The sequence below is a fragment of the Acinetobacter sp. 797_lipA genome (genome assembly GCF_058243025.1).
The window spans coordinates 50,726-75,450 of the sequence record NZ_JBZAYQ010000001.1 but is presented as its reverse complement, the minus strand read 5'-3'; the positions used below and the strand labels follow the sequence as shown (position 1 = coordinate 75,450).

The 24,725-nt window shown below is 45.2% G+C and carries 19 protein-coding genes and 1 pseudogene; 9 read left to right on the top strand and 11 right to left on the bottom strand.

Features of this window, described 5'->3' with window-relative positions:
* Position 1: 1 nt before the first annotated feature.
* The 3 genes from AC4CU2_RS00305 to ahr are packed head-to-tail and all read left to right on the top strand — an operon-like array spanning position 2 to position 1,880.
* Entirely contained in the window at positions 2-247 is a 246-nt protein-coding gene (locus AC4CU2_RS00305) for a hypothetical protein (protein WP_438330909.1), read from the top strand.
* Between the two features lie 19 nt (positions 248-266).
* Positions 267-821, top strand: coding sequence for a DNA-3-methyladenine glycosylase I (locus tag AC4CU2_RS00300; protein WP_348957961.1), 555 nt, complete (start codon positions 267-269; stop codon positions 819-821).
* Positions 822-857: 36 nt separating this feature from the next.
* Positions 858-1,880, top strand: coding sequence for an NADPH-dependent aldehyde reductase Ahr (gene ahr, locus AC4CU2_RS00295; protein WP_438330908.1), 1,023 nt, complete (start codon positions 858-860; stop codon positions 1,878-1,880).
* Positions 1,881-1,908: 28 nt separating this feature from the next.
* Here the strand turns inward: ahr and AC4CU2_RS00290 are convergent, their stop codons facing one another.
* A complete protein-coding gene (locus AC4CU2_RS00290) occupies positions 1,909-3,360 on the bottom strand; it encodes an aminotransferase-like domain-containing protein (RefSeq protein ID WP_125273784.1) in 1,452 nt (483 codons plus the stop codon).
* A 99-nt stretch (positions 3,361-3,459) separates the two neighbouring features.
* Between AC4CU2_RS00290 and AC4CU2_RS00285 the strand changes: the two genes are divergently transcribed.
* Positions 3,460-3,861, top strand: coding sequence for a hypothetical protein (locus AC4CU2_RS00285; RefSeq protein WP_438330906.1), 402 nt, complete (start codon positions 3,460-3,462; stop codon positions 3,859-3,861).
* A gap of 49 nt (positions 3,862-3,910) precedes the next feature.
* Here AC4CU2_RS00285 and AC4CU2_RS00280 read toward each other — a convergent pair whose 3' ends face one another.
* Positions 3,911-4,558, bottom strand: coding sequence for an START domain-containing protein (locus AC4CU2_RS00280; protein WP_004691844.1), 648 nt, complete (start codon positions 4,556-4,558; stop codon positions 3,911-3,913).
* Positions 4,559-4,616: 58 nt separating this feature from the next.
* Positions 4,617-5,438 (bottom strand): 4-hydroxy-tetrahydrodipicolinate reductase, encoded by an 822-nt coding sequence (gene dapB, locus AC4CU2_RS00275; protein WP_062031806.1) that lies wholly within the window; start codon positions 5,436-5,438, stop codon positions 4,617-4,619.
* Positions 5,439-5,635: 197 nt separating this feature from the next.
* Between dapB and AC4CU2_RS00270 the strand changes: the two genes are divergently transcribed.
* Positions 5,636-5,875 carry a hypothetical protein gene (locus AC4CU2_RS00270; protein ID WP_004978423.1) on the top strand — a complete coding sequence of 80 codons (240 nt, stop codon included), beginning with the start codon at positions 5,636-5,638 and terminating at the stop codon, positions 5,873-5,875.
* 63 nt (positions 5,876-5,938) lie between these two features.
* Here the strand turns inward: AC4CU2_RS00270 and dnaJ are convergent, their stop codons facing one another.
* The 4 genes from dnaJ to AC4CU2_RS00250 form a co-directional block, all read right to left on the bottom strand.
* Entirely contained in the window at positions 5,939-7,057 is a 1,119-nt protein-coding gene (gene dnaJ / locus AC4CU2_RS00265) for a molecular chaperone DnaJ (RefSeq protein ID WP_004978425.1), read from the bottom strand.
* Positions 7,058-7,161: 104 nt separating this feature from the next.
* Entirely contained in the window at positions 7,162-7,539 is a 378-nt protein-coding gene (locus AC4CU2_RS00260) for a hypothetical protein (protein WP_004978426.1), read from the bottom strand.
* Between the two features lie 131 nt (positions 7,540-7,670).
* Entirely contained in the window at positions 7,671-10,808 is a 3,138-nt protein-coding gene (locus AC4CU2_RS00255) for an efflux RND transporter permease subunit (RefSeq protein ID WP_490768144.1), read from the bottom strand.
* A gap of 2 nt (positions 10,809-10,810) precedes the next feature.
* Positions 10,811-11,911, bottom strand: a complete 1,101-nt coding sequence (locus AC4CU2_RS00250) for an efflux RND transporter periplasmic adaptor subunit (RefSeq protein WP_490768143.1) — start codon at positions 11,909-11,911, stop codon at positions 10,811-10,813.
* 150 nt (positions 11,912-12,061) lie between these two features.
* Between AC4CU2_RS00250 and AC4CU2_RS00245 the strand changes: the two are divergent.
* The 4 genes and pseudogenes from AC4CU2_RS00245 (at position 12,062) to AC4CU2_RS00230 (ending at position 18,246) form a co-directional block, all read left to right on the top strand.
* A pseudogene (locus AC4CU2_RS00245) lies at positions 12,062-12,688 on the top strand (TetR/AcrR family transcriptional regulator).
* Positions 12,689-12,892: 204 nt separating this feature from the next.
* The gene (gene ppc, locus AC4CU2_RS00240) at positions 12,893-15,577 is read left to right on the top strand and encodes a phosphoenolpyruvate carboxylase (protein WP_490768142.1); all 2,685 of its coding nucleotides are present in this window, start codon (positions 12,893-12,895) and stop codon (positions 15,575-15,577) included.
* Between the two features lie 301 nt (positions 15,578-15,878).
* Positions 15,879-17,180: a solute carrier family 23 protein gene (locus AC4CU2_RS00235; RefSeq protein ID WP_058951473.1), complete on the top strand. Its 1,302-nt coding sequence runs from the start codon at positions 15,879-15,881 to the stop codon at positions 17,178-17,180.
* Positions 17,181-17,340: 160 nt separating this feature from the next.
* Complete coding sequence (locus tag AC4CU2_RS00230) at positions 17,341-18,246, top strand: LysR family transcriptional regulator (protein ID WP_490768141.1); 906 nt, start codon at positions 17,341-17,343, stop codon at positions 18,244-18,246.
* On the opposite strand, the gene AC4CU2_RS00225 is transcribed toward AC4CU2_RS00230, so the two are convergent.
* The 4 genes from AC4CU2_RS00225 to ilvD form a co-directional block, all read right to left on the bottom strand.
* Positions 18,243-18,980, bottom strand: a complete 738-nt coding sequence (locus AC4CU2_RS00225) for a sulfite exporter TauE/SafE family protein (protein WP_438330902.1) — start codon at positions 18,978-18,980, stop codon at positions 18,243-18,245. The two genes, AC4CU2_RS00230 and AC4CU2_RS00225, sit on opposite strands and share 4 nt — an antisense overlap.
* A gap of 161 nt (positions 18,981-19,141) precedes the next feature.
* Entirely contained in the window at positions 19,142-21,247 is a 2,106-nt protein-coding gene (locus tag AC4CU2_RS00220) for a TonB-dependent siderophore receptor (RefSeq protein ID WP_438331089.1), read from the bottom strand.
* A 205-nt stretch (positions 21,248-21,452) separates the two neighbouring features.
* Positions 21,453-22,751 carry a hypothetical protein gene (locus tag AC4CU2_RS00215; protein WP_058870577.1) on the bottom strand — a complete coding sequence of 433 codons (1,299 nt, stop codon included), beginning with the start codon at positions 22,749-22,751 and terminating at the stop codon, positions 21,453-21,455.
* A gap of 71 nt (positions 22,752-22,822) precedes the next feature.
* Positions 22,823-24,508, bottom strand: a complete 1,686-nt coding sequence (gene ilvD / locus AC4CU2_RS00210) for a dihydroxy-acid dehydratase (RefSeq protein WP_438330901.1) — start codon at positions 24,506-24,508, stop codon at positions 22,823-22,825.
* Positions 24,509-24,725: the final 217 nt, after the last annotated feature.

Genomic DNA, 24,725 nt, shown 5'->3' with positions numbered 1-24,725 from the left:
CATGTCAGAAGCGTTGATCAACCGTCTGGTCGAATTTGCTGAATCAGGCAATCAACAAAAAATCATCTTGGCTGGACAAAACCACCAAGGTTGGATCATGGAAATTACTGAAGATGCGCTTTTAATCAGCACTGGATTTGCTGAAAAAACAGGAAAAGATGTTTGGATTAACTTTTCCGACCTCGAACAAGCCCAATTGTTTTATTGGGACAATCAACACGACCAATGGGCCCCTTTTACCCTATAAAAAGATCAGGAGCATGTTCATGACCACTCAACGCTGCGGATGGTGCTCCTCAGACCCACTTTACATCGACTACCATGATCATGAGTGGGGTAAACCACTACATGATGAAAAGCAATTATTTGCGATGCTCTGCCTCGAAGGTCAACAAGCGGGGCTGTCATGGATTACTGTCCTGAAAAAGCGTGAACATTATCATCGCCAGTTTTTTCAATATTCTATTGAACAAATTGCGGCTTTGAGTGATATAGACTTAGCCGAAAAAGTCCAAGATATCGGCTTAATTCGCCATATCGGGAAGCTGACCGCCATTCGTGACAATGCGATTGCATGGCAAGCCCTGAAACAACAAGGCATCAACCCCGTTGAGTGGCTCTGGAACTTTGTCGAACAACACGCAATCAACAATGATGTCCCAGACTACCGCACAGCACCTGCACAGACACCTCAAAGCCAAAATATGTCTAAAACCCTAAAAAAACAGGGCTTTAAATTTGTCGGACCCACCACCTGCTATGCCTTTATGCAAGCGGTCGGTATGGTCAATGACCATGAAAATAGCTGTCATTTTAAATAAAAGTACATAAAAAACAGGAAAATAAGGATATAGAATATGTCGGATAACACCATTCGTGCCTATGCGGCAATGCAAGCAGGCGCAGCGTTACAACCCTATCAATTCGATGCGGGTGAACTGCAACCACATCAGGTCGAAGTCCAAGTCGAATATTGTGGATTGTGCCATTCCGATGTTTCGGTCATTAACAATGAATGGAACTCCTCGGTCTATCCCGTTGTCGCTGGTCATGAAATTATTGGCACCATCAGTCGCTTAGGCTCAGAAGCCAAAGGACTTAAACTTGGACAGCGCGTCGGTATAGGCTGGACGGCAGAAAGCTGCCAACACTGTGACCCCTGTGTTTCGGGCCAACAAGTGCTCTGTACAGGAGGGCCGACAGCAACCATCGTCGGTCATGCAGGCGGCTTTGCCGACAAAGTTCGCGCAGGTTGGCAGTGGATTATTCCTTTACCTGAAGAGCTAGATCCTGAGTCAGCGGGTCCTTTATTGTGTGGCGGTATTACCGTTTTTGATCCAATTTTAAAACACCGCATTCAAGCCATTCACCATGTTGGAGTGATAGGCATTGGTGGTTTAGGGCATATAGCCATTAAGCTACTTCGAGGATGGGGCTGTGAAATCACGGCGTTCACCTCGAACCTTGACAAAACTGAAGAGCTCAAGGCCATGGGCGCAGATCATGTGGTGAATAGCCGTGATGTGGATGCGCTTAAAACCCAGCGGGGCAAATTTGATCTCATCCTCAGCACCGTGAATGTCACGCTCAATTGGCCTGCATATATCAGTACGCTGGCACCGAATGGCACGATCCATTTGCTAGGCCTGCCTCTAGAGCCCATCAAGTTAAATGCAGGTAGTCTGATTGGTGGAGCAAAGTCTATCACGGGTTCACCCACTGGCTCACCTGCGGCATTACGTCAGCTACTCAAATTCGCTGCACGTAAAAACATTGCGCCACAAATTGAACTGTATCCTATGTCACAGTTGAATGAAGCACTGGAACGGTTACATTCTGGAAAAGCCCGTTATCGTATCGTCCTCAAAGCCGATTTTTAATCCATAAGCGCCTCAAAAGAGGCGCTTTTTATACCGCTTGTTTGACCAACGTCGAACTGCTGAGTTGCGCTTTCACCCAATCGGCCAACAAAGTGACCGCTGCGCGAATATCTGTTGAAATTTCATGACCTGCATTGAGGCGGATACAGTTTTTATAACGCTGCCCTTCACCAAAGACTTCACCCGGCACTATATTGATGCCGTGCTGCTGAGCAAAATAGTACATATCCAAACCATCGATACACTCGGGTAGCTGCAACCACAGTGCATAGCCGCCTAAGGGCTGGTTGATACGTAACTCAACTCCGTTAAAGGCATGCTGAATCATGTGTCGGTATTGCTCAACTTGCTGTTTCAAAATCGGCTTTAACTGCTGTAAATGCTCTCGATAAGCACGACTATAAATCAGATCGGCCAGTGCCAACTGCAAGGGTGTATTCACTGTAATATTTTGCATCAATAACGTAGCTTTCAAATGCGCTAAGCGCTGCGGAATACAGAACCAACCTACGCGATACGCAGTTGAAAGGGACTTGGAAACTGAACCACAGAAAATCACATAACCCTGCTGATCCCAATATTTAATCGGCAACGGACGACTCGAACTGAAACTACATTCACCATAAATATCATCTTCAATCACATAGCACTGATAGCGCGCAGCCAGTTGTGCAATTTTTTCTTTTTCTGCATTGCTTAAGCAAAACCCCAATGGATTTTGATAATTGGCCGTGAGTAAGCACGCTTTTGCGCCTGAACTTTGCATGACCTGCTCTAAGCGTTCAAGATCAAAGCCTTGAGTATCGGCTGGAATTTCAATAATTTTTCGCTTTAACCCCGCCAACATTTGCAACTGACCATTAAAATTTGGGGTTGGTACAATTACGCTGTCGCCTTCCTTGCTGAGGTGTTGAATCATCACCGACAACGCAGGCATACAGCCATTGCTGATGTAGATATCATCCTGCGAAATATAAAAGCCATCTTCAGCCCAATGCTCAGACAAAGCCTGCCGCAAGCGAATATGGCCCTGCTTATCGCTATATAAAAAATCTTCAGGTTGGCTGTGTTTTAAGGCACGTTGAATGGAACGGCGGAGCGCTTCTACAGGCACATGTTTTGGCGAAAGCTGAATCGCTCCCAAATGGATGAGACGGCTATTAATGGAAGACTGTTGAATTTCCAACTGTAGCTCTAAATTAGAAATATCACGGGCTTGAGACTGAAAATCAGGATGCTGCGGTACAGGAATAGATGGGCTGGTATTCTTCTGATAACTGACAAAATAGCCCGACTTATTTTTCACATGAATATACCCCTGCGACTCGAGTAGCTCATAACAGCTCTTGGCCGTATTCAAGCTGACCTTTTGTAAGTTGGCAAACTGGCGTAACGACAACAGCTTTTGCCCTGCGGGTAATTCAGCATTTTGAATTTTTTCAAGCAATTGTGCAGCCAAGCTTTGATACTGAAATGCCATTTATCTGTACCTATTTTTTTAACTTTTATGTATCTGTATCCATTATGCCAACAGAATTATGCTTCTGTCATTCGTTCACAACCATAAATAGGCACTTTTATGAAAAAAATAATCATATCTCTCTTTTGCTTATTGAGCTTATCGGCTTGCCAACCGCCACATGTTTCGCAGCAAGTACAACAGCAGCATTTTATTTGTAAAGCACTGATTGAAGGGTTTCTGAAAATGCAAAATTTAACTGATTATCAGTTTTTAAGTTTAGCGCCGAGCTTGACTGAAACCTCGACCCAACGAACCTATCAATATCGGTTGAACAATGAACGTGAAATGCAGATGAACTTGCCCCACCAGAAAAATTTACAGTTCCAATGTGACCAAAGCAGTGCTGAAAACTTCAAGATCTCGCTCGCTGGTGAAGGAGATGCCATGCTCAGTTTAATCCAGTTAGACCTGCCTAAGGCTTCAACCTTAGAGATGCTGAGCGCCTATCAACAGCCTTAAGTTTTAAAACATAAAAAAGCCTGCATTGCAGGCTTCTTCATCTTTAAAATTAACGTAAGGCAACTGGTAAATGGGCAGGAGTGTCTTCTTGTTCCAGCAATTGATTTTTCATTTTTTGCAGCATTTGATAGGGTTGTTGTTGGACAAACATATTCACAAACTTCAGTGGTATCGACCCCTCAGGGTTAGCATAACCTGAGGTCGAAACCTTGACTTTATTTGATCCCAGTTTCTGAAAGGTCCAATCGCCCTCATAATGATTTAGGCGCACATAATCTGGATTTTTAAGGATGTTTTTATCAATCGCTTTATTTTTAATGCTAATAATGCCCTGACTGTCCTTGGTCATTTTTCCCTGCACCACCAAGTCGCGGTCTTTTAAAGGAAAAGGAAAATCCAGCACCATATACAGTTGAAACTCGCCTTTTTTATCATCGCGCGACAAGACTTTCACACTGCCCATATACGGCACCCATTTCACCGCATGGTCAACATCTAAGATCAATGACACTGCTTTTTCAATCGGCACATCAAACGTGGTTTCAGCCTTATATAAAAAAACTGGGTTTTGTGCATTTTGATAGGTCCAAACTTTAATATTATTTTTATGAATACTGAGTTTGGCTTGATCCATAGGTTTGGCCTGTGCTGTCGTCATCACGGCAACAACACAAGCCATATATATGACTTTTTTCATTCTATTCTTCGTCTTATTTTAGTTTTTTATCTTGTTTTTATGGCGAATGAAACAGGTTTTAAACTTGAATGTCGTTAAAACCCAGTACATCTTTCATGTCATATTTACGTGCTTCACGTCCTACCACCCAAGCCGCAGCGCGTACCGCACCCGAAGCAAAGTTCATACGGTTGGTCGCTTTATGGGTAATTTCAACACGCTCACCATCAGCAATAAACATAGCCGTATGTTCACCGACAATATCGCCGCCACGAATGGTTTGGAAACCAATACTTTGACGCTCACGTGGTCCTGTATGACCTTCACGGCAATACACTGCATCGGTTTTCAAGTCACGACCTAAAGCACCCGCAATCGCCTCACCCATCATCAACGCTGTGCCTGATGGTGCATCGACTTTATGACGGTGATGCGCTTCAATCACTTCAATATCCACTGTGTCGCCAAAGACTTTAGACGCCAATTCCAACAGTTTAATCGAAACATTGACCCCCACAGAATAGTTGGCTGCATAGACCACAGGTGTTTGAGTCGCAGAGTCATCCAAATAAGCTTTTTGTTCGTCATTCATGCCCGTGGTGCCAATGACAATGGCGACCCCAGCTTCACGACAAATTTTTAAATGCTGAACGGTCGCTACTGGTGCAGTGAAATCAATGATCACATCACAATCTTTCACTACCGCTTCCAGACTACCCACCACCTTCACGCCTAGGCTGCCAATACCTGCAAGCTCACCTGCATCTGTACCAACCAGTGAGCTTTCAGGGCGTTCCACTGCCGCAGCCAGTTGATAGCCTGCTTCATGTACCGCTTGAATAAGGATGCGACCCATACGACCGCCGGCACCTAAGACACCAATGCGTGGAGCTGCTGACATAACATATTCCTAATCTAGCTTCAAAATTGCTCTTACTATAGCAAAACTGATTGCACAGACTAAGGTTTGTTGGGCATTTTCATCGAAAAAATCGCTTTATTTTCAAACATGATTTCTCCAGCTTTTCACAAATTTGCAATCAATCTTACGCAGACTAGGTTCGCGTTTAAAAACAACTTTAAAATGAGGAAAATAGAATGAAAGCAAAGGTACTTTTTCTAGCGATGGCCTTTGGGGGCAGTTGGGCACAAGTTCAGGCTGAACCCGCTGTTCAAGCGGGCGATACCTTAGAAAGTTTGTCGCAGGTAAAGATCACCACCAGCACACATCCCAAAGCACAGGCCGAGCAACAAGTACCAGCCACTGCACCTATGGCCGAAGAAATGGTATCGGTTGAAGAGATCGATCAACCTGAGTTGCCCGCAGAAGCGCAATAACATAAAAAAAGCGGGAAAATCTTCCCGCTCTTTTCAACACCAATTCAGACGTACTGTATTCAATTAATCAAACAGTCGGTCAAAGAAAGACTTTTTCTTTGGTGATGATTTGTGATCATCTCCATCTAAAGTTTCTTGCAACTCTTTCAACAGTTCACGTTGACGTGCTGTTAAGTTGACTGGCGTTTCAATCACGATACGGCAGAGTAAGTCACCTTGCATACTGGTACGTACAGGTTTAACCCCTTTGCCACGTAAACGGAACATTTTACCTGTTTGTGTGCCTTCAGGAATTTTCAAACTCACACGACCTTCGAGTGTCGGGATTTCAATTTCTTTACCCAAAGCAGCATCGGCAATGCTCACAGGGACATCCATATACAGGTCTGCACCATCACGTTGGAAGATTTCGTGCTCACGCACCACCACTTCTACGTACAAGTCGCCTGACTGACCATCACGAATCGCTTCGCCTTTACCCGTTAAACGAACGCGGTCACCGTTGTCGACGCCCGCAGGAATCGTCACTTCTAAGGTTTGTTGACGGTCTTTAACGCCTGAACCATGACAGGTATTACATGGATTCTTAATGATCTTGCCCTGACCGCGACAGGTACTACAGGTCTGCTGTACAGAGAAGAAACCTTGCTGCATGCGAACCTGACCTGCACCATGACAAGTTTTACAGGTTTCAACATCGTTCGGGTTTTTAGAGCCTTTACCATCACAGGTTTCACATGGCGCTGGTGCAGTAAAAGTAATGGTTTTTTTCACCCCTCTTACTGCTTCTTCCAACGTCAGTTCCATCACATAACGTAAGTCAGAACCACGACGTGCACGCTGTTGACCACGACCGCCGCCGCCGCCAAATGCGCCGCCGAAAATGTCACCGAATTGACTGAAAATGTCTTCTGCGCTGAAACCACCACCGAAGCCGCCTCCGCCGCCCATACCACCTTCAAAGGCTTGATGCCCCATACGGTCATACATGCTACGCTTTTCGCTATCCGATAAAATTTCATAAGCTTCAGCCGCTTCTTTAAATTTCTCTTCAGCTTCAGCATTGTCAGGGTTGCGGTCCGGATGATATTTCATCGCCAACTTACGGTAGGCTTTTTTAATTTCATCATCACTAGCGGTTTTAGCAACACCTAAAACCTCATAATAATCACGTTTAGCCATGTCTGGCGATGCTCCTCACGGAATTTATTTAATACTCAACTGTGGTCTGAAATTGGGTTCAAACCAAGTTTTACAAGGGGGTGTTTGAAAAAAAATCAGTAGAATTAGAAAACTGCTTTATTTTTCAAAAATTTAGACAGGCCTTTAAACCATGCATTTAGAAGGAAGAGAAATGCAATACAGCTAAAAACCACACCTGCAACCGTGCATGCAGTCACCCATAATGCGCTGTCCCAAGTGAAGAAAATAAGAGGAATAAACCACAGTGCTGCAAATAAAGCCAAAATACTATAAATCACAATATTGCGCATGACCCAAAGTGCTTGCGCTTGTAGCCACACTTCGGCATGATCAATTTGCGTGACTTTTCGGGCATACCAGTAGGAAAATGCGCCGCTAATCACAGTAAACAAAGCCAAAAACATGAAGACATAAGAAATCGCGATAGAGCGGCGATACTTAGTTACATTGTCTTGCATCATGCGTTTAACCCCATTTGCCACATCGTTTATTTTTTAATGTGTAGCAAAAAACTGCTTTATAAAAATGCCATAAATTTCAGGTGCTACTATATTGAAATTTTCAACGTTTCGCACCTGATATTGGCATAAATTTACGGCTTATGGCTAATTTTTTTTACTTTAAACCACTGCGCGTACAAGGCTGGTAAAAAGAACAGGGTTAATAGCGTCGCCACAATCAGTCCGCCCATGATCGCAACGGCCATAGGTCCAAAGAAAATACTTCTAGATAGTGGGATCATCGCCAGAACAGCTGCCAATGCCGTCAGCACAATTGGTCGACAACGTCGCACCGTCGCATCGATGATCGCATCCCATGATTCATGCCCCGCTTGAATGTCTTGCTCAATCTGATCAATCAAGATCAGCGAGTTACGCATGATCATGCCCGACAAGGCAATGGTGCCCAACATCGCAACAAAGCCAAAAGGTTTATTAAACAGTAGCAGGAACAACACCACGCCGATCAAACCTAAAGGTGCGGTGAGCAAGACAATCGTGGCACGAGACATACTGCGCAGTTGAATCATCAGCAAAGTCATGACCACGGCCAAGAACAAAGGCATGCCTGCTGCGACCGATTTACCCCCACGTGCAGACTCCTCCACTGTGCCGCCCACTTCAACCAAATAACCATTCGGTAGTTCCGCACGCAGCTGATTCATCTGCTCCGCCATTTCATCCACCACAGTGGCCGGTTGTAACTTGGTCCGAATATCCGCACGTACCGTAATGGTCGGTAGGCGGTTACGATGCCAAATCAAACCTTCTTCAAAGCTATAATCAATTTTGGCAATTTGTGCCAACGGTACTGTTCCGCCATTTGAGGTTGGAACGGCAAGGCTCGCCAGTGATGCTACTTCAACCCGCTCAGCTTGATCGCCACGTAAACGGATTTCAATCAGTTCTCGTTTCTCACGGTACTGGTTAATGGTGGCACCTGAAATTGAGCTGTTCAAGAAATTGGCCAAATCTAAACTCGACACCCCCATTTGGCGGGCACGGTCTTGATCAATCTCTAAATTGATCATCTTGCTTGGTTCACCCCAGTCCAAATGCACATTGGTGGTGTTGGGGTTAGCACTCAGCATCGCCGCGACTTTATCCGCCCAAGCACGCACTTGGGTCAAGTCTTCACCCGACACGCGATATTGAAGTGGATAACCGACAGGTGGGCCATTTTCAAGTAAAGAGACGCGAGTACGCACATCGGGCAATAACTGGCGGATTTGGGTATCTAAGGATTTACGAATTTCATTGCGATCATCCAGTGAAGAAGCCAAGACCACAAACTGAGCAAAGCTGGCTTGTGGTAGCTGCTGATCGAGCGGTAAATAAAAACGTGGCGAGCCTGTGCCCACATATGCCACATAATTATCTATGCCTTCCTGCTTCGACAGGAACTGTTCAACTTTTTTCACCGCATTTTCAGTTGCCGTTAAAGATGCACCTTCTTCAAGCTTTAAGTCGACCAAAATTTCGGCACGATTCGAAGGCGGGAAAAACTGCTGTGGTACTAACTTAAACATCAACACCGAGAGCACAAAAATAGCCACCGTCGTCGTAATGACCGTTTTGCGATAGGTCACACACAGATCGACCCAACGGCGAAAACCTTGATAGAACTTGGTTTGATAAGGATCGTGTTGCTCACCTGCATGATGCACCATCGGCTGAGGTTCTGGCTGTTTGCGCAAACGTGCCCACAAACGGCTATACCACGGCGCTTTTTGAATCAGCTCTTTATTAAAATCGGGCAGGAGTTTGTCACCCAAATAGGGTACAAAAAGCACCGCTGCAAACCACGACACAATTAAGGCAATGGTCACCACTTGGAAAATAGAGCGAGTGTATTCGCCTGTGCTGGACGCTGCCGTGGCAATCGGTAAAAAGCCCGCAGCGGTAATCAAAGTTCCCGTCAACATCGGAAAGGCAGTGGTTCGCCATGCATGCCCCGCTGCTTGTAGTCGACTGTAGCCTTGCTCCATTTTGATTGCCATCATTTCCACAGCAATAATAGCGTCATCGACCAAGAGTCCCAGCGCCAAAATCAGCGCACCTAAGGAAATTTTATGGAGACCGACATCAAAAATATTCATGCCTGCAAAGGTCATGGCCAAGACCAGTGGAATGGAGAATGCCACCACCAGTCCAGTACGGAAACCCAGCGAGAAAAAGCTGACTAGCAGTACAATAATCACCGCTTCAGCCAAAACTTTCATGAACTCGTTGACACTACGCTTCACCGCCACAGGCTGGTCGGAAACTTTTTTCAGCTCCATACCTAAAGGTAAGGTTTTTTGCAGCTTGGAAAACTCAGTTTCTAAATTTTTACCCAAAGCCAAGATGTCGCCACCTTTACGCATCGACACCGCAATGCCAATGCCATTTTCCCCCATAAAGCGCATACGGGGTTGAGCAGGTTCACTAAAGCCACGATAGACGTCGGCAACATCGCTGAGCTGGATGGTTTTTCCATTCACCAATAAAGGCATACGTTGCAGTTCTTCAACGCTCTTAATTTGCCCTGTGACTCGGAGTTGAATACGATCCGACTCTGTTTCAAAAAAACCTGCACTGGCCATGGTATTTTGCTGTTGCAAAGCTTGTTGTACCGCTGTCACAGGAATGCCTAACTGCGCCGACTTGGTGTTGGAAATTTCAATCCAAATCTTTTGATCTTGCAGCCCAACCAAGTTGACCTTGGCGACATCTTTGACGCGTTGCAGTTGTAACTGTAGACGGTCGGCATATTCTTTCATCACCGCATAATCAAAGTCTTTACCCGTCAGCACATAAATGTTGCCGAAAGTATCGCCGAACTCATCATTAAAGAATGGTCCTTGTACCCCATTGGGCAGCTGATGTTTGATGTCTCCAACCTTCTTGCGTACGTCATACCACACATCCGGTATCTCACTGGAGCGCATGGCATCTCGTGCCACAAAAGTCACCATCGACTCGCCGGGTCTGGAGTAGGCCATAATGCGCTCATACTTACCCGTGGTCATCAGCTCTTTTTCAATACGGTCGGTCACCTGTTCAGACACCTCACGCGCCGTTGCGCCCGGCCAATAGGTCTGTACCACCATCACTTTGAAGGTAAAAGGTGGGTCTTCGCTCTGTGCTAGTTTGGAATAAGACACCACACCCACGATGCCCAGTAACAACATCAAATAAAGGACCAAGCCCTTATTCTTTAAGGCCCATTCCGACAGGTTATAGTTCATGCTTAACTCCCTGTCGCAATCTTGACCGTTTTATTGTCACGGCTAATCGGCTGAATTTTTTGTTTTTCACGCAGTAAATGCACCCCACCCACCACGACATAGTCCTTTGGCTGTAAACCTGAACGAATGGTAACGCTGTTTCGACCATACTCCCCCACACTGACAGGGACTCTACGAATGCTGTTGTCAGCATTCACCACCCAGACATAAGCATTTTTACCTGCAGCGGAAACACTGGCTAACGGTACACTCAACACATTGCTTTCAGTTGAGCTGAAAAACACCCGAGCACTCTGTCCCAGTTGAATCGTATTTTGTCCTTCACGCAAAGCCACTTTGACACTAAAAGTACGTGACTGATCTGCGGCAGGCGAAATTTCACGGACGTAGGCAGCAAAACGTTCATCGGGTTTGGACCACAAAGTGACGATTGCATCTTGTCCAACTTTAATCTGAGCAATGGCTTGTTCAGGCACACCAATCACCACTTCACGATCACCTGAAATGGCCAATTGAAACGCGGGTTGCCCTGCTGAAATCACCTGTCCAATTTCAATATTACGCTCGGTAATCACGCCGTTTTTATTGGCAATCAGTTGGTTATAACTGGTTTGGTTTTGCGTAACGTTATAATTGGCTTGTGCTTGTTTCAAGCTCGACAGTGCGGCTTTGTATTGATTTTCAACACTGTCGTACTGTGAACGACTCACTGCATTACTCGGTAATAATTGCTTAAAGCGTTTGAGTTCATCCTGCGCATTTTTTTCAGCCGCTTGGGCACTCTCTAACTGTGCTTTTGCTGCATTGAGTTCTAACTGGGCATCTTGTACATCTAAGCGTGCTAAAACTTGTCCGACTTTGACTTGGTCTCCCACATCGACCAGACGCTCCGTGACTTGTCCCCCAACACGAAAGGACAGTGCAGTTTGTTGGCGGGCTTGCACTTCGCCTGCATAGCTTTTTTGTTCTAGATGCGTGGTATTCGGTTGGCTCACCATTACCAAAGGCACCGACTCTGGTTCGGTCGTGTCTTTGCTACATCCCCACAAGGTGATACTACACACCACCATCATACTTGCCACAAGGGTCTGAATTTTGCTCATGAAGTCTGCTCTTCTTCCATAACCACCAATTAATCAGGCACAATATCCAGACTTAACTTGGTTATTTTTTAATTAATATACTGTGTAGTACACTAATTAAAGATATGCTCAGATGTAAATGACTTTTTGAACTTTTTTTTAGGAAAATGTGTGCAAGCTTCAGCAGGACGTCCCAAGGATTTAGAAAAACGGCAACGTATTTTGGAGGTGGCACGTCAGTTGTTTTTACAACATGGCTACCACGGCTCCAGCATGGACCATATTGCCAAGGAAGCGCACGTCACCAAACTCACGGTGTATAACCATTTTCAGGACAAAGCCAATCTGTTCAGCTGTGCGATTGAGGAAACCTGTGAAAAGCTGATGCTGGGTCGTTCATTTCAATTGCAACGTGCCGAAGACTTTGTGCCTATGCTCAAACAGATCTGTGCGTTATCAATGCATATTATTAACCTGCCTGAGGCCATCAAGCTGGAGCACCTGTTATTACAGCTGGCCGCTGAACAAAACCCATTGCTAGAGAACTTCTATAAAGCCTCCCACCTCAAAATGCGGGCGATTTAGGAACAGTTCTTTGCCCAAGCTCAAGCCTTAGGCGTTCTTCGGTTTGAACAAGTCAACGAGGTCATCACCTTATTAATGTCTTTGCTGTTTGGATATCGTCACCAAGAAATGTTACTGGGGATGAATGAAGTGCCCAATGCCGAACAACGCGAGCAACTGATTCAAGAAGCCATTGCGATTTTTTTATTAAAATACCCCTTACAAAAACCTTAAGATTCGGTTAATTAAATTTATATTTTTATAATTAATTCAAATGCTTGAAATTAAAAACCCTCTTTCCTTTAAAACAATTTCTTGCCCTAAGTTGTTCATTTGCTTCTAAATTCAGCAATTAATCCCCTACTTTTGTCTGCCCCTACTTGGATTGTCATCGAATCGGGGTATAGTCAAATTAAGAACAACGAGGGAATAATAATCATGATTCAACAAATTGATGCTCCACTACGTGAAGATGTCCGATTACTCGGTAACCTATTGGGTGAAACCCTCAAGGAGCATGCAGGACAAGATTTGTTTAATCAGGTCGAGCAAATTCGGGCCTTATCCAAAGGGGCGCGGGATGGTCAAGTTGAAGCCGAAAAAAAGCTGGAACAACTGTTTTTCAGCCTTGAAGATGATGAAATTCTGCCGCTGACGCGTGCCTTTACCCACTTTTTGAACTTTGCCAATATTGCGGAGCAATACCATGTGGTCCGTAGCCGTCGTCAAAGTGAATTTGATGAGACCGCACCCTCTCCAAATCCGCTCGACCACCTCTTTGCTAAATTTAAAAATAACGACATTTCAACCGATACGCTGTTCCAGCAAATCTGTGATTTAAATATTGAACTGGTTCTCACCGCTCACCCCACTGAAGTTAGCCGCCGTACCCTGATCCAAAAATATGATGGTATCAACGATGCCTTATTTAAAATGGATCAGCAAAAACTGACCCCTCGTGAGCGCCAGACAGTCCTTGAAGACTTAAAACAACTGATCTGTTCGGCATGGCAGACCGATGAAATTCGTCAACACCGTCCAACCCCAGTCGATGAAGCAAAATGGGGCTTTACTACTATTGAGCAAACCTTATGGAATGCCGTGCCGAAGTTCATGCGTGAACTAGACGACATGGTGATTGAGCACTGTGGGCAACGTCTGCCTTTACATGTGGCACCTGTACGTTTCGCTTCATGGATGGGTGGTGACCGTGACGGCAACCCGAATGTGACACACAACATTACTCAAGAAGTCCTGTGGCTATCGCGTTGGAAAGCGGCTGATCTTTATTTACGTGACATTGAAGATTTACGTTGGGAACTGTCGATTCAAAGCTGTAGCGATGAACTGCGCCAAGCCTTGGGTCAAGACCATCCTGAACCCTACCGTGAATATTTACGCGATACCCGCGAACGGCTAAAAGCTACGCGCCATTGGCTCGCAGAAAAACTGCGCGGTGCCGATGCCGATGACAGCTTGGTGATTAAAGCCAAAGATGAACTGCTCCAGCCTTTACTGCTGTGCTATCGCTCTTTGATTGCCAGCAATCTGCCTGAAATTGCCAATGGGAAACTGCTGGACTTTATCCATCGGGTGAACTGTTTCGGGATTGAACTGCTAAAACTGGATATTCGTCAAGAGTCAGGCCGTCATCGCCAAGCAATTTCGGCCATTACTGAATATTTGGGTCTGGGTAATTTTGAAACGTGGACCGAACAAGCGCGTCAAAACTTCTTATTGCAAGAGCTACAAAGCAAACGTCCACTGTTGCCGAAGCATTTAAATGAACCTGCGCAAAGTTTAATTGAACAACCTGAAGTGCAAGAAGTGTTTGCCACCATGCGTACTTTGGCAGCGCAGCCTCAAGAAAGTTTAGGTGCCTACATTATTTCGATGGCTGAATATCCAAGTGATGTGCTGGCGGTACTGCTTTTGCAAAAAGAAGCAGGCATCCAACATCCACTACGTGTAGTGCCATTGTTTGAAACATTGAAAGACCTAGATGGCGCCGCAGCCACCATGAATACCCTATTCAATATGCATTGGTATAAACAGCATATTCAGGGCAAGCATGAAGTCATGATTGGCTATTCTGACTCGGCAAAAGATGCAGGTTTTATGTCAGCCAATTGGGCACAGTACCGTGCGCAAGAAGAATTAACCGCAATTGCGAAAACGCATGGCATACAACTCACACTATTTCATGGTCGTGGCGGTTCCATCAGCCGCGGCGGTGCGCCAACGCAACAAGCCCTGTTTTCACAGCCACCTGGTTCGATTTCAGGTGCAATTCGAGTCACTGAACAAGGTGAAATGATTCGCTTCAAGTTTGGCTTAGAAGGCATTGCGCTGCAAAACTTAGAGATTTATACCGCTGCCACTTTAGAAGCCACTTTACTTCCACCGCCCGTCCCAAAACCTGAGTGGCGCGAATTAATGCACAGCATGACCGATTTGTCGGTACAGGTGTATCGCCAAACCGTACGAGAAAACCCGCACTTCGTCAAATATTTACGCACCGTCACGCCAGAACTTGAACTACAAATGTTACCGCTTGGCTCACGCCCTGCAAAACGTAAAGTCACTGGCGGCATTGAGTCCTTACGTGCCATTCCTTGGGTATTTGCGTGGACCCAGATTCGTTTGATGCTACCCGCTTGGTTAGGTACAGGCGCAGCAATTAACCAAGTGATTGATCAAGGACATAAAGCCACTTTAGATGAAATGCTGGTGGCATGGCCGTATTTCCAAACCCTGATTGATATGTTGGAAATGGTGCTTTCGAAATCTGATGCTCATGTGGCGTTGTATTATGAGTCGCATCTGACCGATGATGAAGACTTGAAAGTGCTCGGTGAACATCTGCGTCAGCGCTTAAAGTATGCGGTGCAAACCCTGTTAGCGCTTAAAGGTGAGTCTAAACTCCTCAGCAGTAACGAGGTTTTAGATCAGTCGATGAGAGTGCGCAAACCGTATTTATTGCCGCTGCATTTACTCCAAGCAGAGTTAATGAAACGTCGCCGCCGCTATCTAGAAGAGCGTCAGGAAACAAATACACCTGTAGATCATGCACTTATGGTGAGTATTGCCGGCATTGCAGCGGGTCTTCGTAACACAGGATAAAGTTTTAAGCCCGCCCCATTTAAAGCACATCACTATGATGTGCTTTTTTATTGAACGCATGGTCAAACCTTTTATAATTTTTTTTATCAATCCAATCATAAATATTTATGAATAAGCGATTGGCTAAATTTACCAATTAAACCTTGATTTATCATTATTTTTAAAAATAAAAAGTTTTACCATGCGGTAAAAAGTTCTGAAAAGTCATAAGATTAGTTTGAACAATTTTTTGTATCACTGATTAAATCTTCTAAAAAACAAGAGTATGATGTGCACAATTTATCTTTAGAGTGCTCAAAAAATGTCCAACTGGTTTCCCAAATGGCGCCCGTACGAAGGCAATATCGATGCACGTCCTGTTGGCACAAGTGAATACCTCCCTGCTTCACAAAGTGCAATTTTAGGTGTGCAGCATGCCTTTGCCATGTTTGGAGCAACGGTTCTTGCACCTTTCTTAATGGGCTTCGATCCCAACCTTGCTATTTTAATGTCCGGGATTTGTACCATCTTGTTCTTTATTATGACGGGTGGGCGTGTTCCAAGCTATTTAGGTTCAAGTTTTGCATTTATTGGGGTCGTGATTGCAGCAACGGGCTATACCGCATCGGGCACAGGCGCACTCAATCCAAATTTAGCTATGGCGGGCGGCGGTATTATTGCCTGCGGCGTGCTCTATACCTTGTTTGGTTTTATGGTCATGGCAACGGGCACCAAGTGGATTGAAAAACTGATGCCGCCTGTGGTGACAGGTGCTGTGGTGATGATTATTGGTCTCAACCTTGCCCCAGTGACGGTCAAAGGCGTTGCGGGCAATTCCTTTAATATGTGGATGGCACTGGTTACCGTATTATGTATGGGCTCGATTGCCGTCTTTACCCGTGGTTTATTGCAGCGTCTCTTATTATTAATTGGTTTGTTACTGTCTTACTTGGTCTATTTCATCGTGACCAATGTTATGGGCTATGGCACAGCGATTAATTTTGCCCCGATTCAACAAGCCGCTTGGTTTGGTTTACCAACTTTTCATGCGCCTGAATTTAATGCCAATGCCATGATGATCATTGCACCGATCGCGTTAATTTTGGTCGCAGAAAACCTCGGTCACATTAAAGCCGTGAGTGCAATGACTGGTGAAAACCTTGATCCACACATTGGTAAAGCGTTTGTTGCCGATGGTGTTGCAACGACTTTAGCAGGGGGTGTCGGCGCACCAGGCATGACCACCTATGGTGAAAACATTGGGGTCATGGCGGTCACTCGGGTTTACTCGACCATCATTTTTGCCATTGCAGGTGTGTTTGCCATTTTCTTGGGTCTGTCACCGAAGTTTGGTGCCATCATCCATACCATTCCGACCGCAATTTTAACCGGTGCGTCAATTGTGGTGTTTGGTTTGATCACCATCGCAGGTGCAAAAATCTGGATTGAAAACAAAGTCGATTTTTCACAGAACAAAAACCTGATGGTCGCTGCAGTCACCATCATTTTAGGTACAGGTGATTTTGCCTTACAAATTGGCAACTTTAACTTGGGTGGTATTGGTACTGCTACGTTTGCAGCATTGTTCTTGAACTGGTTCTTCAGCTTAGGGCAAAAAGATTAATCCGCCTTATCTTTTGAGAGTCCATTTTTGATCGCAGCCTTCGGGCTGCTTTTTTTGCTCTGATACTCTGGCTCCGATTACACACGCCGCTACGCTAAAAGGATGTCTCAAAGCGCAAAAAAGACTAAGATAAAGCAACATTTTCCGCTTTGACCCTGCCATGCGCCTTGATTTTTTTGATCTGCAATTGTTTATCAATATCCTGAGTACAGGCAGTCTGACCAAGGGCGCAGAACGCTCCGCCATTTCTTTACAGGCCGCCAGTGAGCGAATTAAAAAATTAGAACAGCATTTTGAAGTCAGTTTATTTACCCGCCATGCAACTGGGGTAAAAGCGACCCTTGCTGGACAAACCTTTGCGGAACATGCGCAGCACTTACTGCAACAACAGCAGCAATTACAACAAGCCATGCTGCCCTTTGCTCACAGTGCAACGAGCAACATTATATTGTGGTGCAACTCATCGGCGCAGAGTGAGTATTTACCTCATTTATTGCCGCAGTATTTAATGGAAAATCCGAAGATTCATATTGAATTAAAAGAAGCCGAAACCAATGACATCATTCAGGCCCTCAGTACAGGTACGGCGCAGTTGGGGCTGATCTCTGGTTTTTTTGATGCAGGGCAGCTTGAAACTCAAGAGTTTGCTGAAGACCCGTTGGTACTGATCTGCCCAAGCCAGCATCCACTTGCCACTGCGGCACAACTAGAACTGGGAGAATTACTGCAACATCCATTTGTGGGCCTTATGCAATATCACTCCTTACAACAGTCAATAGAAGCTCAAGCCAAACGCTTAGGCTGTGACATCCACTATCGTCTACGGGTGCCGAACTTTGCCGCGATCGCCCAAGTCGTTGCCAATGGCGTCGGCATTGCGATTATTCCCAAACGGGCAGCCCTACGTTTAAAAGTACAGTATGATTTTCAGCAGGTTGAACTCTTTGGCAAATGGGCCAACCGCAAGTTGCTATTAGCGGCACGGTGTTTTGATCAGCTCGCAGTAGATTACCAACGCTTTAGTCAATTCCTCTTGAGCCAACATGACCAACTCAGGCCGCATTAAAGCCAGCCCAGTTGATGTAAAACCATATAACTGCCAAATAGCACTAGGCTCACAAAGAACACCTTACGAAAGGCTTGTTCAGGAATGCGGTAGCGAATTTTAGTGCCCAACCACATTCCGAGCAATGCAGGCAGCAGTGCGATCAACGACAGTTGATAGTCAATTGGAGTATCTTCAACAGGATTTAGATGTAAATACGTGGCCAAACACAAAGTTGAAACGGTAAAGGCAAGGCCGAGCGATTGTACCAAATCATCCCGTTTCAAATGCAAGGACTGCAAATACGGCACCACGGGAATCACCACCACTCCTGTCGCCACCGTCAAAGCACCGCCCAAATAGCCCATGATCGGTGATAAATATTTTTCATACGGGGCTAAGTTGGGCATGTTTTTGGCAAACAAACCATATAGACCATAAATGGCCAGCATCCCGCCCAACAGCGCTTCACTTTGAAATTCGCCATGTCCGAGCGTAGGAAAAACACTCCAAACTGAACCAATGATCATGCCCACCAGCAACGGCCAAAAGCGTTGTACCAGTCGCAGTACACGCCCTTCTGCAAACAATTGCCAAAAGTTCGTGACCATGGAAGGGATAATCAGCAAAGTTGCCGCTTGAAATGGGCTAATCACCAAAGATAAAAGTCCCATCGACACGGCGGGCAAACCCAGACCAATGGTACCTTTAATCATGCCTGCGACAGCAAAAACAAAAATAACAAAAGCAAGCATGACGCTTCTCTCTAAACACTTAGCGCCATGCTATAAAATTTAAATCTGGGCTCATATCACTGTTTTTAGAAGTAAGCCTCAACCAAAGATTGAGGCTTACTGGAAAGAATGGTCTGGACTCAACTGTTATTGAATCCAGATGTGATGCAGTGCGATTCTGCTTAGTATTTAAAATTTAGGCTGAAGCGGAAAGTACGTGGATCGCCCCAATTGACCAATTGCGCATTTGGTGTGGTTCCGACTAAATACTCTTTATCAAACAGGTTTTTTACACTGAACTTTGCACCCCAATTTTTCGCTTCATAGCCAGCACTGACGTCATAGAGCGTATAGCTCGATAGCGGTACATAAGAAGTCCCACGTTGTGCTGTACGCTCGCCTTGATAAGTTGCAGCTGCACCAATATTCCAGCCCAATTGCTCATCTGCAAAGAAGTATTGGGTTGATAAAGAGGCGGCATTTTTAGGCACATGGTTAATTCGCTTGCCAATATCGCTGCTAGTTTCACTTTCAGTAATTTTGGCTGTAGGAATATAACTATAGGTTGCGGTCAGGTTCCATTGATCCGTCAACGCAGCGGATAATTCCGTTTCAAAGCCTTTGGTCTTTTGCTCACCAATTTGTACGTGATGAGTATTTGTTGAATCTGGCTCTGTGACATTCTGACGGGTTAAATCATAATAAGCCACATAGCCTTGCAACCGTTGATTCAACCCCTGAAACTTAACCCCAACCTCAAACTGCTCTCCCTCTTCAGGGTCCAATAATGTTCCGCCAGCGCCAGTGTCGCTCACAGGAAAGAATGAGGTTGCATAACTCACATAGGGCGCAAACTTATCATTAATTTGATACATCAAAGATGCATTACCCGTGAAAGCATTGTCCGAGTTTTTCAGCGTCGTATCATTGAAAAGGTCATCGACTTCGACCTGTGTCCAGTCATGACGACCCGATAAGCCCAAGATCCAATGATCATCAATTTTAAAAGTATTACGCAGATATATGCCCATATATTGGGTATCCGTAATTTGATGTGATTTGGTCGTGGTCGCCTTTGCAATAGGCGTATAGATCGGATTATCCGCATCAAATGGAGTCTCCACTTTATCACTTCGACGCTCGTAATCACTGCGTTCATGCATCATGTCCAAACCAACCATCAAATCATATTGGATTTTGCCCCAATCAAAATGACGCGACAAATTATGATCCAGCGCAAAATTCACATCATCTTTAATCTGTCTTTCCACCGTCCGTCTGAAGGTTGGTAAAGAAGCGCCACTAGCTGCCAATACAGGATTGTTATCTGCATCGGTTTTAGTGACTGCAAAATTTTGCTTAAAGGTCCAGCCATTATCAAAATAATGCGCATAGTTCGACCCTAAGCGCAGAACATCGACCGTATTGCTTAGATTCGGCACGCCAAAAAATAAGCTCTGTGAATAGTTTTTATAAGCGCCATTACTATAGGGAATCCCCTGCTGGCGAATAAAATCCCGATGCTGATAGCTGGCAATCACAGACAGTTCGTCTTTTTCACCTAAGTCAAAATTATAAGACGGTGCAATATAATAATTTTTATAATAAACATAATCGGTTGGATCATCTTGGTCAGAGGCATGACCCACCACACGAAACGCCCCTTTTTCGCTATCATTTGGCGCATAGTTGATATCAAATGTGCTATCCACAAAGGCATTGCTGCCATAGCTCACACTGCCCCGAGAAAAAGTTTCAGCTTCAGGACGTTTGGTGGTTAAGTTAACTAGGCCACCCGGCAAGGCAAAGCCAAAACCCGTTGATGTCGGCCCTTTCACCACTTCAATCGACTGTAAACCACTGATGTCTTCTGAACGTAGGGCATTATCAGAAGTTTGAATACGCAAGCCATCGACATAAGTCTGTGCGCTGGAAACCTGCCCACGAATAATAAAGTCATCCCAACCACGGCGACCATACTGTCCTGCGGTGACCCCCGCTACACCCTGCAAGGCTTCAGACAGTGTTTTCGCTTGTTTCTGTTCGAGTTGTTTTTCACTAATCACGCTGATCGATTGTGCTGTTTCAAACAGCGGTGCATCTGAACGCAAAACAGCTGATGCAGTTTTTGCTGCATATGCCGCTTTTTCATCTGCATCTTGGGCTTCAAATTGCAAAGTCGGTAAAACTTGGGATGATGCTGTTTCTTGTGTCTCGCCCTGAGCAAATGCTGCTGTAGTCATCACGGCCAGAATGGATAAACTCAAAGAAGAAATATGAAAACGTATAACATCGATCAACAGACAGAAAGAATGCCAATTATAATCATTTTCATTTGGAAGCCTATTTATTAATAAAATTTAACAATGAATTTAATTGTTAAACCTCATTAACATTATTAATAAGCACTTCAATGACTCAGCCTAAAAACACCATCGGCTTTAGGTTTCATGTGTCATTGGACTGTTTTGATCAATAAGAGGTATACAAAACTCAGCCTTCGCTTTCATCCACAGGGTCGGTTTTATATTGATCTTCCAGCACATTACTGAAAATACTTTCAATCATCCAGACGCGATACAAACTATTAAAGACATAGCTCTGCCCATCCACACGCAGTTCAATCACGGGGAAATCAGGCTGGGACTTCATTTCACAGAGCATGTCATTTTCTTGAAGCTTGGCTTCTACATCTTCGGTGATCAATGCTGTGATTTCCAATTCTTGCATCAGTTGATCAAAATGCGATTTAAAGGATAAATCTTTGCCTTGGGTCCAAACGGCTTTCAAAATCCGATACATGGCATCAACGCGCTGCTCTTCAGGCACGCTATAAAATAACTGTGCCATCGCCAAAGTGGCTGCTTGCGTCGGACGGCAAAACGGTGTGAATTTGATTTCTGTCCGTTTGGATAAACGCGTTGCCAAACTCCAATCAAACCCGTCTCGACCGTGATAACTGAGCGGGTAGACATTGAGCTGAATATTATAATAATCGGCCAGTTCTTCTTTAATATAGGCCAATAACAACCATGAAATTGGATCTTCCAGCGCAATGTATAGGTCTAACTCTGGATCGAGCGCCTGAATTTCATTTAATTCTTCAGCATCACTAATCAAATGCTCACGCCAATCAATATGATTGATCAAGAAAATTGGGTTATCGGTAAATAATTTTTGTTGTTTTAAACGACGCGTTAAACGCAGCAGATCATCGACGGCATGATACTGACGGTCACCGAGCTGGAAGTAACTGGCCAGTACCGCATCATCATTAAAAATACGTTCTGGAAAGTGTTGCTCTTGATGATGACGGCTGGCCATCGCATATAAGGTGCGCAGCTTACCCTCTTGTTTTTGCCACAGCATGTGAAACACATCTTCAAGCAAATACAAAAAGTCCTGCCCACGCAGCGGCGTATGCCGCAAGATGGTTTCCGCTTGGCTCAATGCCTCTGGACTAGGTTGTTCTGGCGTTTCATGGAAGCTAAAACGGTGCTGACGCGACAGAATTTTGGCATCATTTAAACAATAAGTTTGCCACTCCAAAGCCGACATTTGGTTCGGGGGTTCAGCAGCCTGACTTGAAATGACCACCTTCAATGGCTTCAGTTCGTCCGCTAAAATTTCTTCAATTTGTGGTAACTGCTGAACCGCTAAATAGCTATATACATCGTCGAGGCGTAAATGAATACTCAAGCCTTGTTCTGTAGATACGACCGTTTGACGAATCGGTTTTTGGTAAAACCAACGCGATCGAATCGGATCGAACCATCGACGCAACAGTGACATGAGCAAAGCCTCTAAATTAAACCCTTGAAAGTACTACAAGGGTTTATATCAATTCACAGCAAAATGATCAATTAGACATCTAAATTTAGATCAGTTACCGCGCCTTTTTCCGCACCAGTGGTCAGTTTTGCAAACTTGGCCAAAGCCCCATAACGATAATTCGGTTGCGGTTTCACCCACGCGGCTTGACGCGCTGCGATCTCTTCTGCCGAAACATGCCACGTCATTTCGCGGGTTTCTGCATTAATCGAGATTTTATCGCCATTTTGCACTAAACCAATTGGCCCACCTTCATAGGCTTCTGGGGTGACATGACCAATGACAAAACCATGACTACCTCCTGAGAAACGACCATCGGTGATCAGTGCCACTGATTTACCGAGACCTTTACCAATAATCGCTGAGGTCGGTTTCAGCATTTCTGGCATGCCCGGTCCACCTTTAGGCCCTTCACCACGAATCACCACCACCTCACCCGCTTGAACTTCACCATCTAAAATGCCACGCATCGCACCGATTTCACCTTCAAAGACACGCGCTGGCCCTTCAAAGTACAGGCCTTCTTTGCCAGTAATTTTAGCCACAGCACCTGTTGGAGACAGGTTACCTTTAAGCACCACCAAGTGAGAGTCTTTTTTAATTGGTGCATCAAACGGTAAAATAATCTGCTGACCTTCAGGGTAGTCTTCAACCTCTGCCAAATTTTCAGCCAAGGTCTTTCCAGTTACCGTTAAACATGAACCATCCAGCATGCCAGCATCCAGCATGCGTTTCATCAGCGGTTGAATGCCCCCAATCGTGATCAGCTCAGACATCAAATATTTACCAGATGGGCGCACATCGGCTACCACAGGAATATCTTGCCCAATACGGACAAAATCATCCAAACTCAGTTCAACCCCAGCGGTATGTGCCATCGCCAGTAAGTGCAGCACGCCATTGGTCGAACCGCCCAAAGCAATCAGCACTTTAATTGAATTTTCAAACGCGGCTTTGGTCATAATGTCGCGTGGCTTCAGGTCTAAACGCAGCAAATTCATCACCGCTTCACCTGCTTTTTGACAGTCGATCCGCTTGTCATCCGAAACCGCCTCTTGTGCAGAGGAGCCCGGCAAACTCATGCCCAAGGCTTCAATCGCAGAGGCCATCGAATTTGCAGTGTACATGCCACCACATGAACCCGGCCCCGGCAGTGCCACTTCTTCAATCTGTTTGACTTGAATGGCACTGATTTCACCTTTGGCGTGCTGCCCCACAGCTTCAAAGACTGAGATCATGTCAGTATGCCCTGCGCCCGGCTTAATGGTTCCGCCATAAACAAACAAACCCGGACGGTTCAAACGCGCCAAACCCATGATGCAACCTGGCATGTTTTTGTCACAGCCACCAATGGCAATCACCCCATCATAGGCCTGACAGCCCACCACGGCTTCAATCGAATCAGCAATAATTTCACGAGAAACCAACGAGTATTTCATGCCTTCGGTGCCGTTCGAGATCCCGTCAGAAATGGTAATGGTATTAAAAATAATGCCTTTACCGCCAGCTTGATTAACCCCTTTTTCAGCCTCACGTGCCAAACCATCGATGTGCATATTACACGGCGTGACATTGGCCCAAGTAGATGCAATACCGACAAAGGGACGAGTAAAGTCTGAATCTTTAAAGCCTGTGGCACGCATCATGGAACGTGCAGGTGCATTTTCGATGCCTTCATAAACTGGGGCTGAATGTTCGCGGATATTGTCTTTACTCATTGTATTTGTCCTTAGCGATGGCTGCGTATTGCTCTACAGTCTTGGCAATTTTTTCTGTTTTTATTGTATAGAAAGCAGGCTAGACATGAAAGCGACTCACTAGGAATTACATGAACCCATTTATTGTGGTTCTACCCAAATCAGGTCAAATGATGAAGCGACATGGATGTCGCTGTTTCACTGTATGGCAGGGACGCCATATCAGGGGAACAAAGGC